15 protein-coding genes and 1 pseudogene are annotated in these 18,495 nt (G+C 62.1%); 6 read left to right on the top strand and 10 right to left on the bottom strand.

From position 1 onward, the window contains the following. Nucleotides 1-347 precede the first annotated feature (347 nt). Both GSQ88_RS02260 and GSQ88_RS02255 read left to right on the top strand, forming a co-directional pair. The gene (locus tag GSQ88_RS02260) at nt 348-2,390 is read left to right on the top strand and encodes a TonB-dependent siderophore receptor (RefSeq protein WP_159005760.1); all 2,043 of its coding nucleotides are present in this window, start codon (nt 348-350) and stop codon (nt 2,388-2,390) included. Between the two features lie 298 nt (nt 2,391-2,688). Beyond that, nucleotides 2,689-4,278: an ABC transporter substrate-binding protein gene (locus GSQ88_RS02255; RefSeq protein ID WP_159005759.1), complete on the top strand. Its 1,590-nt coding sequence runs from the start codon at nt 2,689-2,691 to the stop codon at nt 4,276-4,278. A gap of 173 nt (nt 4,279-4,451) precedes the next feature. Here the strand turns inward: GSQ88_RS02255 and GSQ88_RS36120 are convergent, their stop codons facing one another. The 3 genes and pseudogenes from GSQ88_RS36120 to GSQ88_RS02245 form a co-directional block, all read right to left on the bottom strand. Continuing rightward, nucleotides 4,452-4,685, bottom strand: coding sequence for a hypothetical protein (locus tag GSQ88_RS36120; RefSeq protein ID WP_502706687.1), 234 nt, complete (start codon nt 4,683-4,685; stop codon nt 4,452-4,454). A 13-nt stretch (nt 4,686-4,698) separates the two neighbouring features. Next, a pseudogene (locus GSQ88_RS36115) lies at nt 4,699-4,884 on the bottom strand (DUF3551 domain-containing protein); the annotation flags it as partial. A 149-nt stretch (nt 4,885-5,033) separates the two neighbouring features. Beyond that, complete coding sequence (locus tag GSQ88_RS02245) at nt 5,034-5,690, bottom strand: glutathione S-transferase family protein (RefSeq protein ID WP_159005757.1); 657 nt, start codon at nt 5,688-5,690, stop codon at nt 5,034-5,036. Nucleotides 5,691-6,146: 456 nt separating this feature from the next. Here GSQ88_RS02245 and GSQ88_RS02240 point away from each other — a divergent pair, with 456 nt between their 5' ends. Beyond that, nucleotides 6,147-7,379 carry an ABC transporter substrate-binding protein gene (locus GSQ88_RS02240; RefSeq protein WP_159005756.1) on the top strand — a complete coding sequence of 411 codons (1,233 nt, stop codon included), beginning with the start codon at nt 6,147-6,149 and terminating at the stop codon, nt 7,377-7,379. A gap of 347 nt (nt 7,380-7,726) precedes the next feature. On the opposite strand, the gene GSQ88_RS02235 is transcribed toward GSQ88_RS02240, so the two are convergent. Further along, nucleotides 7,727-8,515 (bottom strand): helix-turn-helix domain-containing protein, encoded by a 789-nt coding sequence (locus GSQ88_RS02235; RefSeq protein WP_159005755.1) that lies wholly within the window; start codon nt 8,513-8,515, stop codon nt 7,727-7,729. A 189-nt stretch (nt 8,516-8,704) separates the two neighbouring features. Between GSQ88_RS02235 and GSQ88_RS02230 the strand changes: the two genes are divergently transcribed. Both GSQ88_RS02230 and GSQ88_RS02225 read left to right on the top strand, forming a co-directional pair. After that, nucleotides 8,705-11,029, top strand: a complete 2,325-nt coding sequence (locus tag GSQ88_RS02230; RefSeq protein ID WP_159005754.1) for a marine proteobacterial sortase target protein — start codon at nt 8,705-8,707, stop codon at nt 11,027-11,029. A 200-nt stretch (nt 11,030-11,229) separates the two neighbouring features. Next, nucleotides 11,230-11,799 (top strand): class GN sortase, encoded by a 570-nt coding sequence (locus tag GSQ88_RS02225; RefSeq protein WP_159005753.1) that lies wholly within the window; start codon nt 11,230-11,232, stop codon nt 11,797-11,799. A gap of 18 nt (nt 11,800-11,817) precedes the next feature. On the opposite strand, the gene GSQ88_RS02220 is transcribed toward GSQ88_RS02225, so the two are convergent. Next, entirely contained in the window at nt 11,818-12,831 is a 1,014-nt protein-coding gene (locus tag GSQ88_RS02220) for a helix-turn-helix domain-containing protein (RefSeq protein ID WP_159005752.1), read from the bottom strand. A gap of 166 nt (nt 12,832-12,997) precedes the next feature. Between GSQ88_RS02220 and GSQ88_RS02215 the strand changes: the two genes are divergently transcribed. Next, complete coding sequence (locus GSQ88_RS02215; protein WP_159005751.1) at nt 12,998-13,723, top strand: alpha/beta fold hydrolase; 726 nt, start codon at nt 12,998-13,000, stop codon at nt 13,721-13,723. Nucleotides 13,724-13,988: 265 nt separating this feature from the next. Here the strand turns inward: GSQ88_RS02215 and GSQ88_RS02210 are convergent, their stop codons facing one another. From GSQ88_RS02210 to urtC, 5 genes are all read right to left on the bottom strand, one after another. Beyond that, nucleotides 13,989-14,330, bottom strand: a complete 342-nt coding sequence (locus GSQ88_RS02210; RefSeq protein WP_159005750.1) for an FmdB family zinc ribbon protein — start codon at nt 14,328-14,330, stop codon at nt 13,989-13,991. Between the two features lie 166 nt (nt 14,331-14,496). Then, entirely contained in the window at nt 14,497-15,726 is a 1,230-nt protein-coding gene (gene fmdA / locus GSQ88_RS02205; protein ID WP_159005749.1) for a formamidase, read from the bottom strand. Between the two features lie 77 nt (nt 15,727-15,803). Continuing rightward, on the bottom strand, nt 15,804-16,493 hold the full coding sequence (gene urtE / locus GSQ88_RS02200) for an urea ABC transporter ATP-binding subunit UrtE (RefSeq protein ID WP_159005748.1): 690 nt from the start codon (nt 16,491-16,493) through the stop codon (nt 15,804-15,806). A gap of 76 nt (nt 16,494-16,569) precedes the next feature. Continuing rightward, nucleotides 16,570-17,325: an urea ABC transporter ATP-binding protein UrtD gene (urtD, locus tag GSQ88_RS02195; protein ID WP_159005747.1), complete on the bottom strand. Its 756-nt coding sequence runs from the start codon at nt 17,323-17,325 to the stop codon at nt 16,570-16,572. Nucleotides 17,326-17,335: 10 nt separating this feature from the next. Then, nucleotides 17,336-18,478: an urea ABC transporter permease subunit UrtC gene (gene urtC, locus GSQ88_RS02190; protein WP_159005746.1), complete on the bottom strand. Its 1,143-nt coding sequence runs from the start codon at nt 18,476-18,478 to the stop codon at nt 17,336-17,338. Nucleotides 18,479-18,495 lie beyond the last annotated feature (17 nt).

Raw genomic sequence — 18,495 nt, 5'->3', positions numbered from 1 at the left:
ACCCGATGAGTTAGACGTTCCCCCGAAACAATGTTGATACATTTTGGGGAATATCGGTGGGGACTTCGAAGGAATGGCCGAGGCTCGTGTGCCTCGGCGCTGTCGGCACGCTTGCTCTGAACATTTGCAGCGCGGAAAGTTTTGCGCAAACAGCCGGCGGCGCGGCGCCGGCCGGCGCCGGTTCAAACGAACTGCCTCCGGTGGTGGTGCAAAGCCTCGCACCGAAACGGGTCCAACGCAGTGCGCCGCGGACAAACGCAGCCAATTCGCGCCATGCGAGCGGCCCCAAGCCAGGACGACAGACGTCGGCCGCGTCCAGTGGTGCTGCGGCCGCGGGCGCCACGGCGATGACGGGATCGCCGATCCAGGGTTACGTGGCGCCGACCAGCGCCGGCGCGACCAAGACCAATACGCCCTTGATGCAGACGCCGGCATCGGTGTCGGTCGTAACCCATCAGCAAATCGTCGACCAGAACGCACAAAGCGTCTCGCAGGCCTTGCGATATACGCCGGGCGTGGTGGCGGAGCAGCGCGGCATCAACGAGGATTCGCTGGAATATCTCTACAGCCGCGGCTTCCAGGCCAGCACCTTTCTCGATGGCCTGCCGATCGCCCCGCCGACATCGACCGGAACCGGCGTCGGCTTCAACTTCGCAACCCGCGATCCCTACTTCATCGATCGCATCGAGAGCATCCGCGGGCCGCTGTCTGTTCTGTTTGGCCAGGTTCCTCCCGGCGGATTCTTCAATCTCGTCAGCAAGCAGCCGACCGACACGCCGTATCATGAGGTGTTCGTCCAGACCGGCAGTTACGGGCGCGCGCAAGGCGGCTTCGATTTCAGCGGACCGCTCACGGACGACAAGCAATGGCTCTATCGCCTGACCGGCATCGGGCTCAACACCGGCACCCAGACCGATTATGTCGATCAGCAGCGCGTCGCGATTTCTCCGGCGATTACCTGGCGGCCAGATCAGGACACCAAGCTCACCATCATCGCGAACTACCAGAACGACCCGAAAGCCGGCGCCTATAATTTCGTGCCGGCGGTCGGAACGGTGTTGCCCGGGCCGGTGAAAATCGGCCCCTCCTTCGACACCGGTAACCCCGGCTTCGATCAATTCAAGAAGCAGGACACCTCGGTCGGCTATTCGTTCGAACATCAGATCGACAACATCTGGCAGGTCAAGCAGAACGTCCGCTATTCCTACGATCAGATCTACATCCAGAACGCCGCCGACGGTGCTGCGAGCACCAACGGCGGCACCGCGATCGAGCGCGCGCCCTACATCAATTCGGGAACGCTCGGCACCTTCGCGATCGACAATCAGGCGATCGCGAACTTCAATACCGGCTGGTTGAAGCACCAGGTTGTTTTCGGTGTCGACTACCAGAACTACCAGTACAATCACCAGTTCCTGGAAGGCTATAATACCGCGCCCAATCCGCCGGCGCTGAGCCTGACAAATCCGGTCTACCAGACGATCGCACTGCCCGATTTCCTGTTGGGGTCGTCGACGAGACAGAGCACCGATCAGACCGGTCTGTATGCGCAGGATCAAATCGGCATCGGCAAGCTGACCATCGTCGGCGGCCTGCGCGAGGACTGGTCCGCCTCGCATATCGTTCCCTACAAGACCGGTGCGACCGCGACTGACCAGGACAGCAATTCGCTGACGGGGCGGATCGGTGCGATCTACAATTTCGACAGTGGCGTAGCGCCCTATGTCAGTTATGCGACCTCGTTCCAGCCCCAGCTCGGCACCAACGCCGCGGGCGTGGCGTTTAGCCCGACCGAAGGCGAGCAGACCGAGGTCGGCGTCAAATACCAGCCGCTCGGCACCAAAAACCTGTTCACGATCTCCGCTTTCGACCTGACCCAGACCAATGTCGTCGTCAGCCTCGGCGGCGGCGCATCGGCCCAGATTGGCGCGGTGCGATCACGCGGTGTCGAGCTCGAGGCGCGGACCTATCTGACCGATAATCTGCAGATGATCGCCGCCTACACCTTCGACAAGGCCGAGAACGTTGACGGCATTCCATCGACCGTCGGCCTCGTGCCCAACGGCATTCCGCGCAACATGGCATCGACCTGGTTATCCTACGACATGCCGACCAATATCGCGCCCGGCCTCAAGATCAGCGGCGGCGTGCGCTATCTCGACGCGACCTGGGATACAGCCAATGCCTTCAAGGTGCCGCCGTTCACGCTGGTCGATCTCGGCGTGCAGTATGATCTCGGACGGCAATTCGCCAACCTCAAGGGCTATTCGACGGGCATCTCGGTGTCCAACCTGTTCGACAAGGAATACATCGCCTCCTGCCTCAGCGCGGCCTATTGCATCTACGGCCAGGGCCGCCTCGTGCTCGCAAACCTGAAGTATCGCTGGTGAACGTCGCGGCTCGCCGGCATCGAGGTCCACGATGCCTCGGCGGGCGTGAAAACGAGGGCGTAGCAAAAGCGGTCTAATTTCACTCAAAAGCGCACCGTCATCCTGAGGTGCGCGTCGTCTTCGACGCGCCTCGAAGGATGGTGTTCAGCATCGTGCATGCGGCCATCCTTCGAGGCTCGCCAAGAAGCTCGCACCTCAGGATGACGGCGAAGCCGTTGCCGGGGAACCGTCACCCTTTCCCGGGCACGGGAATTGCAATACCTATGGCAATAGCTTTTGACATCGTTAGGAGCGCGCCATGACCCTTTCTGCTCGACGTGTTCTGTATTTGGCCGCGGGCGCGCTCGCGGCCGGGCTGGCCGTCTCCGCGCCGGCGGGTGCCAAGACCATCACCGCGGTGATGCATTCCGACTTGCGGATCATCGATCCCGAATTCACCACCGCCTACATCACGCGCGATCATGGCTACATGGTCTACGACACGCTGCTGGCCATGGATGCGAACTTCCGGATCCAGCCACAGATGGCGGACTGGAAGATCTCCGACGACAAGCTCATCTATACGTTCACGCTGCGCGACGGACTGAAATGGCATGACGGCACGCCGGTCACGGCGGAAGACTGCGTGGCGTCGCTGCAGCGCTGGGCCAGGAACGATAGCATGGGCCAGAAGCTGATGGATTTTACCGCCAGCCTCGAAGCCACCGATACCAAGACCATCACCTTGAAGCTGAAGCAGCCCTACGGGCTGGTGCTGGAGTCGATCGGGAAGCCTTCATCCTATGCGCCGTTCATGATGCCCAAGCGATTGGCGGAAACCCCACCCGGCCAGCAAATCAAGGAACAGATCGGCTCGGGCCCCTTCAAGTTTGTGCAAGCCGAATTCCAGCCGGGCGTGAAGGCGGTTTATGAGAAGAACAGGGACTACGTTCCACGCTCGGAGCCCCCGAGCTGGACCGCCGGCGGCAAGGTCGTGAAGGTCGACCGCGTCGAATGGATCACGATGGCGGACGCCCAGACCGCGGCGAACGCGCTGCAATCTGGCGATATCGATTTCATGGAAGCTCCGGCTTTCGATATCTTGCCGATGCTGGAGGCCGACAAGGACATCAAGGTCGATACCCTGAGCAAGCTCGGCTTCCAGACCGGCGGGCGAATGAATTTCCTCTATCCGCCGTTCGACAACGTCAAGATACGCCGCGCCGCGTTCATCGCCTTGAACCAGAAGGACGTTCTCGACGCGCTGGTCGGCAATCCCGAATACTACCGGATTTGCGGTGCCGTGTTCATCTGCGACACACCGTTTGCCACCGATGTCGGCTCGGAGACGCTGGTGAAGGGTGACGGGATGGCGGAGGCAAAGAAGCTGCTCGCCGAATCCGGCTATGACGGCACGCCCGTCGTGATCCTGGCGCCCGGCGATGCGGTGCCGCTGAAGGCGCAGCCGGTCGTTGCGGCGCAATTGCTGCGCCAGGCCGGCTTCAAGGTGGATCTGCAGGCAACCGACTGGCAGACCGTGGTCTCCCGCCGCGCCAGCCAGAAGCCGCCGAAGGAAGGCGGCTGGAATATGTTCTTCACCAATTTCACCGGCGCCGACGCGGCGAACCCGATCGCCAGTGTTTACGTCGGCGGCAGAGGCCGGAACGGCGGCTGGTTCGGCTGGCCGGAAGACGCCCGGATCGAACAGTTGAAAGACGCTTTTGCGCGCTCATCGTCACCGGAGGAGCAGAAGAAAATCGCGGCCGATATCCAGAAGGAAATCTACGATCAAGTGCTTGTCATCCCGCTCGGACAATTTCTCCAGCCCAGCGCGTGGCGGAAATCGCTCACCGGCATGCTCGGCGGACCGGCAACGCCGATCTTCTGGAATATCGACAAGGCCGAGTGAAACGACGCTCGATGCGGCCGATTGCATCTACGGCCAGCGCCGACTGGTGCCTGCCAACCTGAAGTACGGCTGGTGAGGGTGCCTGGGCGGCCCGACTGAAAACCGTCTTATTGCACCGAAAACGTAAACGTCATCCTGAGGTGCGCGCTCTTGCGCGCCTCGAAGGATGCTGTTCAGCATCGTGCATCCGTACATCCTTCGAGGCTCGCCAATAAGGCTCGCACCTCACGGGTGAACGCAATTGCGTTCATCCCGGGGATGACGTCCGAGATAGCGTCACCGCGCGTGGTGATGCCGCCGGCCATGCCGGTGATGCGCTCCGTCATGCCGGTGAGGCATGCGCGCGTAGCTTTGAAGTGGTTGGCCGTCCCGAGGGGCTGCGAATGCAAATCGGGGATTTTGGCCACAATACGAGTTCGTTCCTGACGCCGTGGCCTGGCACTGCGCGTAGCTGGTGAACTCGCACAACCCCGGCAAGCCGTAGTCTCTGCCTTGCAGGCAGTAGGCATAATCGTAGGGATCATAGGGATCGTATGGTTGAGCGGATGCCGGCAATGCCGTGAGTGCGACGCCCACAAACGCCGCGGCTCCAATGAGCTTGAACATTTTATTTTTTCTCCTTTTGGCGGCAATCCACGGCGCGCTCCCCTCGGGTGTTATTGTCGAGCGCACCGGCCTGCCACGAGAGGCGGCATATCAAAAGCCGCCCCGGCGGGGTGTCACAAGGCCGTGTGCTGAGCTGGCAGCGCAGTACCTCAGTCTCGAACGCGCGGCGAGACGTTTTGTTCGATCCCGGCTTGCTGTTCGGCGGCGACCGCGCGCCGGTAGCCGTCGCGGGCTTGCAGGCGTTGCCAGTAGGCTGCGACATTCGGCCCGAAATCCTTGGCCAGCCCGATATTGTCGGCCAGCCGCAAGGCATAGCCGATCGCGATATCGGCCGCGGTAAACCTGCCGGCGCATAACGTCTCCGCCTTGACGGTCGCCGCTTCGACCGCGCGCAGCCGGCCGAAAAACCATTTGGCGTAATCGCCGGCGACTTGCGGATTGCGCCGCTCCTCCGGCTCGAGCTGGCTGTAGCGCAGCACCAGTGTCTGCGGAAAGGTCAACGTCGCATCGCTGAAATACATCCAGTTCAGGAACGCGCCGAAATCAGCCTCGTCGGCGCCGACCATCAGCGGCGTCGGTCCATGACGGGTGCCGAGATAATGACAGATGCCGGTGGACTCCGTCATCCGGGTCTCGCCGTCGATCAGAAAAGGAATGGTGCCGAGCGGATTGAGCGCCAGATAGGACTTGGCGAATACCCGCGGCGGGAACGGCAGCATTTTCAGCTCGTAAGGAAGACGCAGCTCTTCCAGCATCCAAAGCGGCCGAAACGAGCGTGCTGCATCGCAATGATAGAGCGTGATCATCGGATATTCCTTCTGGCAGAATGCGCCGCCTTAGCCGTACTTGAAGCCGCGCTTGAAGCCGTCCTTGGCCGCATCACCGGCCGATGGCGCGGATCAAGCCACGTTGCTGCCCCTCAAGGCAAGGCGTCCTAAAAGCAAGACGTCCCAAAAGCAAGGTGCCCCAAAAGCAAGGCGGGTAATCTTAACGCGGCTCCAGCCGGCTATGCCCAAAAGTCCAGCTAGCCAGCCCGCCCCGAGTTGGGCATGTTGCGCGGCACAGGCCCGATCAGGGACCAAGCGGCGCCAGACCGCTGACAGGAGGAGTATTACCAGTTCGCGCCAGCACTGGATCAGACGCCTTGGCCGCCGGACGCCGGATCATCGGCCGCCGAATTCTCGGGCCGCCATCCGGTACGCCGGCCCACCATTCATCCCGAATATCCAATCTCGATCTCCGTTCAACGAAGGGTACATTCCATGACCAACAAGCTTGCCTCCAGGCTGATTTCGGCTGCCTCTGCCGCAGCCGTCATCGCGCTGACCAGCCACGGCGCGCTAGCGCAAAAGGTTTACGACACCGGCGCCTCCGATACCGAAATCAAGCTCGGCAATATCGAGGCCTATAGCGGCCCGGCTTCCGCCTACGGCGTGATCGGCAAGACCGAGGATGCCTATTTCAAGATGGTCAACGATGCCGGCGGGGTGAACGGCCGCAAGATCAACTTCGTCAGCTACGACGATGCCTACAGTCCGCCGAAGACCGTCGAGCAGACCCGCAAGCTGATCGAAAGCGACGAAGTGTTCCTGATCTTCAATGCGCTGGGCACGCCGACCCAATCGGCGGTGCAGAAATATCAGAACACCAAGAAGGTCCCGCAACTGTTCGTCGCCACCGGCGCCAGCAAGTGGAACGATCCGAAAGATTTTCCCTGGACCATGGGCTTTCAGCCGAGCTACCGCGTCGAGGCCCGGATCTTCGCCAAGTACGTCTTGAAGAACAAGCCGGGCGCCAAGGTCGCGGTGTTCTACCAGAACGACGATTTCGGCAAGGACTACGTGGCAGGCATCAAGGACATCTTCGGCGACCAGGCCTCCAAGCTGATCATCGCGGAAGAAAGCTATGAGACCAGCGAGCCCTCGATCGATTCCCACATCGTCAAGCTCAAGGACACCGGCGCCGACGTGTTCATCAACATCTCGACGCCGAAATTCGCGGCCCAAGCCATCAAGAAGATGGCCGAGATCGGCTGGAAGCCGATGCACCTGATGACCGACGTTTCGATCTCGATCGGCGCGGTGATGAAGCCTGCCGGCTTTGAGGCCTCGGAAGGCGTGCTGTCGGCCGGCTACCTCAAGGACGCGTCCGATCCGCAGTGGAAGAACGACGAGGGCATGAAGAAGTTCTTGGCGTTCGCCGACAAGTACATGCCCGGTTCGAACATTGCCGACGCCAACATGGTCTATGGCTATGCCGCCGCCCAAACCATGATCCAGGTGCTCAAGCAGTCCGGCGATACCCTGACCCGGGAAAACGTCATGAAGCAGGCGGCCAGCCTGAAGAACTTCGCGCCCGATACCCTGGTCCCCGGCATCACCATCACCACCAGCCCCACCGACTTCGCGCCGGTCGAACAGCTCAAGATGATGCAGTTCAAAAACGGCCAGTGGGAATTGTTCGGCGACATCATCAGCGCCGAAACGGGGGGTTAGGATTATTCTCCCTCTCCCCGCTTGCGACCGCTTGCGGGGAGAGGGAGCGCATATGTCGTCCCTGCCTAGCGCGCAATTGCGCGTAAGGCGCCGGGACACACCGGAACCGTCATCCCCGGGATGAACGCAATTGCGTTCACCCGTGAGGTGCGCGCTCTTTCTTGCGCGCCTCGAAGGATGGCCGCAAGCACGATGCTGAACACCATCCTTCGAGGCTCGCACCGGACAGCGCAAGTGCGCTGCCGGGAGAGCTCGCACCTTGGATGACGGCGTCCATTGTTTCACGGCCTCTCAGGATGACGGCCGAGATAGTTTCACAGGCTCGTTCGCAGGGACGACCCGCTGAGCTACCCCGGCAACAAAATCGCGAACGGCTCGTCGATGGTACGGCGCAGATACTCGCGATAGAGCGCGTAATTGACGTCGCCGGATGAAATCCGCCCGACGGTCGGAGACGGGATCATCCTGGCCGGCAACAACACGATCGGGGCTGCGATCGGCGTCAGCACCGAACCGCGTCCGGCCAACAGCGTGGTGATGATGCCGTACATCTCGCCCGAGATGGTCGGACGCGATACCGTGATCAGGCGATGCTGACCGTGCTGGTTGGTGACCAGATAGATAAAGCCGGATTGGTGCGGCACCGCGACCGAACCGAACTGCGTGTAGGCCGCGTCGGTTCGCTCGCCTTCGCGGAATACCAGCGACGAGGCCGCTTCATCCCAGCTGATCTCGGTGCGATAGACGTAGATCGACTCTTTGTCGCCGAACGACGGCCGCAGCGTCACATAGCCGCCTTCCAGATGCGTCACCGCGCGGCGCGAATACGCCCCCAGACTGTCCGGCGCGACGTCGCCGCTGACGGCGATGACAGGCGCGGCCAAATCCCGTGTCTTGTCCGGTGTCTTTTCCTGGGCCTTGCGCAGCGAAACCCCCAGCGCCTGTTCGAGCCGCACGGTGGTTGCCAAGGTGAACGGGCGGCGGCCGCCGAGCACTTTTTCCAGCGTGGAAAGACTGAGCTTGGCCTGCTCGGCCAGCGCTTGCCGGGAGATGCGGCGGCGCGCGATTTCCTCGCGAATGGTCTCGGCCACCTGCTGGCTTTGCTCGTCAGAAAGCGGCTTGTCCGTCGTCTGCATGGTCACCCCTGCTAACTCTTCCCGTAGTGTAGCAGACGCACATCTCCGCACAAAGCCGCACAAAGCCGCCATCGGCCGCGGCGTTCCAAGCCGGACAACGCCGGAACTAGGCCGATCATTCCGCTCGCGCCACGACGGCCGTTCCGCACAAATCGACGCGACGAAGATGTCCTTCGGGGAGTGACGAAAATGACCACCTGCGACGAGACGACTTGCGACGAGAGTGAGACTTACCGGCACGCCAACCTCGCAGCCTTGTCTCTGCGGGCCCTGAATCTCGGGCCCTCTAACCTGGCGAGCCTGACACGGCTGCTGCTGTTCGTGGTGATGCAATGCCTCACCGTGATCCTGATTGGGTTTGCCGCGCTGTTTGTCAGCTTCGAGCCGGTGTGGTCACAGGAAGCGCCACAGGTGTTCGCGCGACCGGGCGATGCGCACACCGGCACGCTGCTGCTCAAGACCGACGACGGCTATGCCGATGCTATCAGGCTCGGCGTCGATGTCGACCTCACGGTGTCGGGGCCGACCATCCGCGCCCGCGTCACGCAGATTTTTCGCAACCCGACGCAAAGTTGGGTCGAGGCGACTTACGTCTATCCGCTGCCCGACGGCGGCGCCGTCGATACGCTCAAGATGGTGGTCGGCGACCGCGTCATTGTCGGCGACATCAAGGAGCGGCAGCAGGCCAAAGTGATTTACGAACAGGCGCGCGCCAGCGGTCGCAAGGCGGCGCTGACCGAACAGGAACGGCCGAATATGTTCACCAATTCGGTCGCCAATATCGGTCCCGGCGAAACCGTGCTGGTGCAGATCGAGTACCAGGAGCCGGTGCATCAATCCGGCAATGAATTCTCGTTGCGGGTGCCGCTGGTGGTCGGGCCGCGCTACACGCCGGCGCCCGTGGTGCAGAGCGTCGATCTGCGCGCCGACGGCGGCGGCTGGGGTGCGACCGTCTCGGATCCGGTGCCGGATCGCGACCGCATTACGTCGCAGGTGCTGGACCCCGCGCTGCATGCGCCGGTCAATCCGACCACGATCACCGTGCATTTGCAGGCCGGCTTTCCGCTTGGCGACGTCAAGAGCCCGTTCCATGCCGTCAAGATCGATAGCCCCGATGCGGCCACGCGAACCATCACGCTCGCCGACGGTCCGGTGCCGGCCGATCGCGACTTCGAATTGACCTGGAAGCCGGCGGCGGAACAGGCGCCATCGGTCGGGCTGTTCCGCGAGCATGTCGGCGATGCCGACTATGTGCTGGCTTTTGTCACGCCGCCCGCGGTCGAGCAGGCCGAACAGAAACCGCTGCCCCGCGAGGTGGTCTTCGTGATCGACAATTCCGGCTCGATGGGCGGCACCTCTATCACGCAGGCCAAGGCCAGCCTGATCTACGGCCTCGGCCGCCTGCAAGCCGGTGACCGCTTCAACGTGATCCGCTTCGATCACACCATGGACGTGCTATTCGCGGATTCGGTGCCGGCCGATGCCGCGCATATCGCCGAGGCCACCGCGTTCGTCACGGCTTTGCAGGCGCAAGGCGGCACCGAAATGGTGCCGGCGATGCGCGCGGCGCTGACCGATCATTCCGGCGCCGATAGCAATACGCTGCGCCAGGTGGTGTTCCTGACCGATGGCGATATCGGCAATGAAGAGCAATTGTTCGAAACCATTAATGCGATGCGCGGCCGCTCGCGGGTGTTCATGGTCGGGATCGGCTCGGCGCCCAACACCTATCTGATGACGCGCGCCGCCGAACTCGGACGCGGCGCCTTCACCCATATCGGTTCGGTCGACCAGGTCGAGGAGCGCATGCGCGGCCTGTTCGCCAAGCTGGAGAATCCCGCGGTGACGAATCTTGTCGCCAAATTCTCCGACGCCGCCGCGGACTTTACGCCGGCTGCGATCCCCGACCTCTATCGCGGCGAGCCGCTGGTGCTGGCCGCAAAACTCGACAAACTCAAAGGCTCGGTCGAGTTCAAGGGGCGCATCGGCGACCGGCCCTGGGTCGTGACCCTTCCGCTGGCCAATGCGGCCGAAGGCAAGGGCCTCTCCAAACTATGGGCGCGTCGCAAGATCAGCGACGCCGAGATCGCGCGCACCACGCGCCAGGTCAGCCCCGAGGATGCCGACAAGACCATTCTGGCGCTCGCGTTGCAGCACCAATTGGTGACCCGGCTGACCAGCCTCGTCGCAGTCGACACCACGCCGAGCCGTCCCGAAGGCGAGCCGCTGAAGCTGACCGATCTGCCGCTCAATCTGCCGGCGGGCTGGGATTTTGCCAAAGTATTCGGCGACCGCCCGCAATTGCCTGCACCGTTGAAAGAGCGCCGCGCCGACGCCGGCGATGTCAAAGGCCAGACCGCGATGAAACGCGCGCTGCCCGCGCCGATGCCCGACGCGGTCAAGTTGCCGAAGACCGCGACCGACGCTGAACTCAGGATGATCGCGGGCTCGATCCTCTTGATGCTGGGCCTGATGTGGCTGCTGTTGAACCGGCGTCAGCGGTTTGCGAACTGACGTCGCGCGAGATGGAGGAGGCGCCCCACCCTCCTCCTGCAAAGCGCGCGCGGCCCTCCGTCCCCCAAGGGCCGCGCGCGCGAGTTTTTGTCGAATGACCTCTCCACCGTCATTGCGAGGAGCGAAGCGACGAAGCAATCCAGCTCTTCCTTGTTGCCCTGGATTGCTTCGCTTCGCTCGCAATGACGAAAGTGAATCACATGCCCCGTTTCATCACTCCCCTCCTGCTCACGCTCATCGGCCTCCTGCTGCTCGGCCAGGGCGCTTACATCCACGCCAAGGCGTTGCTCGCGCAGGTTCTGCTGGAGCGGGCGTTTGATGCGACCATCGCAACCGGTCATCCGACAAAACCCTGGTCGTGGGCGGATACCTGGCCGGTTGCGCGCATCGAGGTGAAGCGCATCGGCGCCAGCGCCATCGTGCTATCGGGCTCTAGCGGACAGGCGCTTGCTTTCGGCCCCGGCCATGTCGAACTGACACCCGATGCCGGCGAACGCGGCGTCGCGGTCTATTCCGCCCACCGCGATACGCATTTTCGCTTTCTGCGCAACGTCGCCATCGGCGACGAGATCGACGTCACGCGCAGCGATGGCCGGATGTTCCGCTATCGCGCGGACTCTAGTTCGGTGGTGCGCTTCGATGCCTCTGATATCGATCCGCTGGCCGACGGCTACGGGCTGGTGCTGTCGACCTGCTGGCCGTTCGATGCGCTGACGTCGGGCCCCGAACGCTATCTGCTGCACGCCACCATGATCGAACCCGATCGATGAGCCTTGTGAATCACAGCGCTAGTGTGCTGGCGCAGCCGGCCGATGGCGCCATTCGCCGGGTGTGCATCCAAAGCGTTGCTTGAAGCGCCGCGTGAAGTGCGACAAATCGGAAAAACCCCAGTCGAACGCAATCGCTCCCGCGGTCCGCCCCGCCAACGCCGGACGTGTCAGATCGGCCGCCGCGCCATCGAGGCGGCGATCGATCACGTAAGCGGCAAACGTGCTGCCGGTTCGCTCGAACAGCTTGTGAACATATCGTTCGCTGATCCCGACCACGGCGGCAACCGTCGACGGTGAGAGACTGGGCTGCCGGAGTCGGTCGTGAACCGCACGCTGCAACGCCAGCACCGTCGCGTCGGCAAAGTTCGCCGCCTCCGCCGTGCGGGCCCGGCTCTGTCGCGACAGGCTCAAGGCCACGAGGTCGAGCATGACGTCGAACAGCCGGACGCTGTCGCTCTCGGACGCGGTCTGCGCGGTTGAGTTCAACGTCCGCGCCGTCTCCGCGATGAGATGGCCGACGAACGGATCATCGGAAAGGCGCGTCGCCGCGAAATCGAACGAACCCGGCAGGCGGTCGTGCAGGTCCTGATACGGTACCCAGAACGAAGCCACCTTGAACGATGCCGCCCCGTCGTGATGTAGCGCGAACAACTGCCCGCTGTCGAATATCCCGACCTGCCCCGGCGACAGCACCACATCGCGCCCCGCCTGCTGGATATGGCTGCGGCCCGCCAGCTTCAAATTGAGATAATAGCAACGGCTGCGGGATGCGGCGATGTCGGCAGGCGTACGCCGGACGATGTGCTGCGGAAACGACACCCGATTGAGCGCACCCTGGCCAAGCCGGACCGATTCGACCTTGGCCCGAAAGCGCGCCGCGGCCGGTGGCTCCGGCGTCAGATTCATGAACGCCTGGCATATCGCCTCGCGATAATAGGCGAACTGTTCGACCGGCCTGGCTTCATTGGTCTCCCAGACGAACTGGCGGGGTCGTTCCGGAGGCGCGCTGCCGGTGTGAAGGCCGTGTCCCATCGAGTGCACTCCCAGACCAATCTTGTTCAGCCTCGGCCAAGCGCGGGCTTGGCGCCAATCCTAGGATGCGATCAGGCAATCGACGGACCGCCCCCAATTTAAGGGAATCCGGGCAAGCGCGCCTGCCTGACAACCATCTAACCACAACCGACCAAGGGGCTTCAACATGTCCACCTACGTCCTCGTCCACGGCGCCTGGCATACCGGCGCGGAATTGGAGCCGGTCGCGACTGTGATCCGGGCTGCCGGCCATACCGTCTTCACCCCCACCCTGAGGGGCAACCGCCCCGGCGACGCCAAGACCAGCGGGCTTGACGAAGCGATCCAGTCGATCGTCGATTATCTCGCCGAGAACAACCTGAAAGACGTCGTGCTGGTCGGGCATAGCTATGGCGGGATGGTCATCACCGGCGTGGCCGATCGCGCCGCCGAGCGGATACGCCGTCTCGTCTACTGGAATGCGTTCGTCCCCGACAATGGCGAGTGCCTCAACGATATGGTGCCGCCGCAATATGTCGGGCTGTTCGACGCCGTCTTTGCCGAGCGCGGCGACGGCTCGGTGGTGCTGCCGTTTCCGATCTGGCGCGAAGCCTTCATCAACGATGCGGATCTGGAAACCGCGCAGCGGGCCTATGACATTCTCAATCCGCACCCGATGAAGACGTTTACCGACAAGATATCGCTGCGCACCAATCCTGCCGAAATGACGATGCCGAAGTCCTACATCAACTGCACCGAGGACACCGCACTGCCGCATGGCCTGCCCTGGCATCCGCGGCTGTCGCAGAAGCTCGGACTGTTTCGCCTGGTCCAGGTGCCGGGCAGCCACGAATTGTGCTTCTCAAATCCGGCACGCCTCGCGCAAGCCATGATCGAGGCCGGCCGGGATTGAGGACCAAAGCCCGGTGAGATGAGATTAGATCAAGCGATAGCAGCAACGGGAGCGCGCTGCCTCTCCCACCCAACTCGGGTTTACCCGAGTTGGGCATCATATCGATCGAAGTCGGATATATCCGACTTCGATCGGGAGAGGGTTGGGGTGAGGGGTTACGGCCTCTCGTTAAGTGCCCCTCACCCGATTTGCTGCGCAAATCGACCTCTCCCCGGCGGGGAGAGGTGGTCCACGACGCTGCGCCGGACCTATTCCCAATCACCCGCTAGTGGCTGATCATCCACGGTCGCGCGGTTGGAAAACTCTTGGCGCCGCTTTTGGTCTTGGTCACCAGACGCGCCGGCTTGCCGCTCGAACAGCAGCCGCAGCCCGGGCCATGCGACGCCTTGTATTGATCGACCGTCTTCGGCGCGTTGGAGCTGCGTTCGTTGGTGGCGTGCGCCTTGCGCTTGTCGGACGACATGCAGAAAAAATTCGGCGCGGTCAGGATCGCGCGCGGCGCTTCGCTGGCGCATTGTGGACAATCCTGCGGCTCGTCGCATTCCGCCATCGGGCGCATATCGGTGAACGGACCGCACTCGTTACAGAGATAATCGTAAACAGGCATTTTATTCTCCCCAGCGCTTCGATCTCTTTATTTTGAGCATGATCTCCGGGCAAACCCTTCGCGTTTGTCCCGAGGAAAACCGGTGTCCACTTTTCCGGATCATGCTCTACATGCGAGTGGATGTGGGGCGGCAAATACGCACCGCCCCACGCCCCGTCGCAGGGAGCTACTTGTCCTGTGAGAGCGGCATCTGGATGTCGCCCTTGATGTGTTTGATCGGACCGCCCGACGACGGCATGATGTCGAAGTCGAATATCTCCGTCGGCAGCCACAACGTCGCGCAGGCGTTCGGGACGTCGACCACGCCCGAGATGTGGCCCTGGCACGGCGCGGTGCCGAGGATCGAGTAAGCCTGGGCGCCGGAATAGCCGAACTTCTTGAGATATTCGATCGCGTTCAGGCAGGCCTGGCGATAGGCAATGTGCACATCGAGATAATGCTGCTTGCCTTGCTCGTCGACCGAGATGCCCTCGAAGATCAGATAGTCCTTGTAGTTCGGCGTGATCGGCGACGGCTTGAACACGGGATTCTTGATGCCGTATTTGGCGACGCCGCCCTTGATGAGGTCGACCTTGATGTGCAGCCAGCCCGCCATTTCGATGGCGCCGCAGAAGGTGATTTCGCCGTCGCCCTGGCTGAAATGCAGGTCGCCCATCGAGAGACCGGCGCCAGGCACATAGACCGGGAAGTAGATCTTCGAGCCGCGCGACAGATCCTTGATGTCGCAGTTGCCGCCATGTTCGCGCGGCGGCACCGTGCGGGCGCCTTCGGCGCCGATCTTGGCCTTGGCGTCGCCCTTGGCCTGGCCGGCATGCGCGGTCGGGGCGAATGGCGGGTTGGCCAATCCGGGCACCCGGGTCGGATCGGTCGCGATGAGCGCGGCCTCGCGCTCGTTCCAGGTCGCCAGCATCTTCGGATCCGGCAGACAGCCGATCAGGCCCGGATGGATCAGGCCGGCGAAATTCACGCCGGGGATATGGCGCGACGAGGTGTAGAGGCCCTTGATGTCCCAGATCGATTTCTGCGCCAGCGGGAAATGATCGGTCAGGAAGCCGCCGCCATTTTGCTTGGAGAAGAAGCCATTAAAGCCCCAGAGGCTTTCCTTCAGCGGACCGACATCGAGCAGATCGACCACCAGGAGATCGCCGGGCTCCGCGCCCTTGACGCCGATCGGGCCGGACAGGAAGTGCACGATCGATAGATCGATGTCGCGCACGTCATCGGCCGAATCGTTGTTCTTGATGAAGCCGCCGGTCCAGTCGACGGTCTCGATGATGAAGTCGTCGCCCGGACTGACCCACTCCACGATCGGGATATCGGGATGCCAGCGGTTGTGGATCTTGTCGTTTTCATAAGCCGACTGCGTGAGATCGACCTTGATCAGTGTATCTGGCATCAATTAGCTCCCCTTGTTTACGCGTTTTGGCAGGACTTCAAAGATTAGACTTCAGAGATAGGACTTCAGGTTAGGACTTAGACCGACAAATATTTCGAGATCTGCGCCGCATCGACGCTGGCCCGCGGATCGTCGCGCACGATCTCGCCATTCTCGATGACGAGCACGCGATCGGCGATATCGAGCGCGAAGCTGAGAACCTGCTCGGAGACCACGATCGATAGCCCGCGCTGGTCGCGAATCCGCTTCAAGGTGCGCGCCATCTCCTGGATGATCGACGGCTGAATGCCTTCGGTCGGCTCATCCAGCAACAGCACCTTGGGCTTGGTGGCGAGCGCACGCGCGATCGCCAGCTGCTGTTGCTGACCGCCGGACAGATTGCCGCCGCGGCGCCCCTTCATCTCCAGCAGCACCGGAAACAGCTCGTAGATGTCGCCCGGCACTTCGCTGTCACCCGATGTGACAAGGCCGGTCTCGATATTTTCCTTCACCGTCATGGTCGAAAAGATCATGCGGCCCTGCGGGACGTAAGCGAGACCCTTGGAGACCCGCTCGAAGCTCTTCAGCTTGCTGATCTCCGCGCCTTCCATGGTCACCGAGCCGCTCTTGGTCGGCACGATGCCCATCAGCGACTTCATCAGCGTGGTCTTGCCCATGCCGTTGCGGCCCATGATCGCAACGATTTCGTTGGGCGCGACCGCGACGTTGAGGCCATGCAGCACCTCGCTCTGGCCGTAGGCGACATGCAGATCCGAGATAGCCAGCATTAACGTGCTCCTTGTCCTGTAGCGCTAGGGCATGATCTCCGCGCAAACGCTTCGCGTTTGTCGCAGGGATCCTGCCTTAGTGCCCGAGATAGACTTCGATGACTTTCGGATCGTTCTTGACGTGATCCATGGTGCCTTCCGACAGGATCTGGCCCTGATGCAGCACCGTGACCTTGTGAGCGATGTCCTCGACGAATTTCATGTCGTGTTCGATCACCAGCACCGATCGGTTCTTGATGATGGTGTTGAGCAATTCGGCGGTCTTGACCCGCTCGCTGACGCTCATGCCGGCGACAGGCTCGTCGAGCATCAACAATTCCGGATCCTGGATCAGCAGCATGCCGATCTCGAGCCATTGCTTCTGGCCATGGCTGAGCAGTTCGGCCTTTACGTTGAGTTTGTCCTTCAGGAAGATCATCTCGGCGACTTCATGGACGCGGTCACGAACCGTGGCGTCGCGCGTGAAGGTCAACGCGCCGAACACGGTGCGGCCGCGCGGAAATGATATTTCGAGATTCTCGAACACCGTGAGATCGTCGTAGATCGACGGCGTCTGGAATTTGCGGCCGACCCCGGCCTGCACGATCTGGTTCTCCTTCATCTTCGTGAGGTCCTTGTCACGGAAATGAATCGAGCCGGAGGTGGCTTTGGTCTTGCCGCAGATCAGGTCGAGCACCGTGGTCTTGCCGGCGCCGTTGGGCCCGATGATGACGCGGATCTCGTTTTCCTCGACATAGAACGACAGGTCGTTGACGGCCTTGAATCCGTCGAAAGAAACCGTCAGCGCCTCGACTGAGAGCAGGAATTCCTTGGGTTGATGACCGATGATCATGATTGTCTCCTCACTCGGCCGGCGCGCCGTCGGCGACGGAGCTGTCGATGGACGCGACCCAGCCTGGCTTGCGCGAGCCGACCAAGCGATCGATGCGCGGCTGCACATAATCGGCCCAGATGCCGGCGATACCGTCCGGGAAGGCCAGAACGACCGCAATGAACAGGCCGCCGAGCCCGAACAGCCACAACTCCGGAAAGGATTCCGACAGGCTGGTCTTGGCGAAGTTGACCAGCAGCGTGCCGTAGACTGCGCCGAGGATGGAGAGGCGTCCACCCACCGCGGTGTAGATCACCATCTCGATCGACGGCACGATGCCGACAAAGGAGGGCGACATGAAGCCGACATTGAGCGCGAACATGGCGCCACCGATCGCGGAAAACACCGCGGCGACGGTGAAGGCGAAGATCTTGAAGTTGGCGACGCTATAGCCGGAGAACCGGACCCGATCCTCCTTGTCGCGCATCGCGATCAGGATGCGCCCAAGCTTCGAATGCCGGATGAACTGGGCGATGAAGATGCAGGCGAACAAACAACCTACTTCAAAGAAATACAGCACGATCTTGGCGTGATCCGGCCGGATGTCCCATCCCTTCAGGGTGCGCAGGTCGGTCATGCCATTGATGCCGCCGGTGTAACCTTGTTGTCCCACGATCAGGATGGTCAGGATGGCCGCGACCGCCTGGGTGATGATGGCAAAGTAGGTGCCGCCGACCCGGCGCTTGAACATCGCGGCACCGATGATCAGGGCAAAGATACCGGGCACCAGGATGATGGCGGCGATGGTGAAGGTGAGACTGTGAAACGGCCGCCAGAAGTACGGCAGCGAAGTGATCTGATTCCAGTCCATGAAATCGGGAATGCCGGGGGTCGACTGGATCTTGGTGTTTTCGACCGAAGATGCCTCGAGCTTGAGGAACATCGCCATGCAGTAACCGCCGAGGCCGAAGAACACGCCCTGCCCCAGGCTGAGAATGCCGCCATAGCCCCAGCAGATCACCAGGCCCAATGCGACGAAGGCGTAGGTCAGATATTTGGCGACCAGGTTGAGCCGGAAGACATCGAGGCAGAGCGGCAGGATCACCACGAGGAAAGCGGCGAGGACCAGAATTCCGATAAGCTCCGATCGATTGACAAAGCGATTGGCGGTCATGGCTTCAGCCCCTTTTG

Source organism: Bradyrhizobium sp. S69 (assembly GCF_009766005.1).
GTDB lineage: Bacteria > Pseudomonadota > Alphaproteobacteria > Rhizobiales > Xanthobacteraceae > Bradyrhizobium.
Note: the sequence above shows the minus strand (reverse complement) of the source record. Positions and strands in the feature narration are given on the sequence as shown.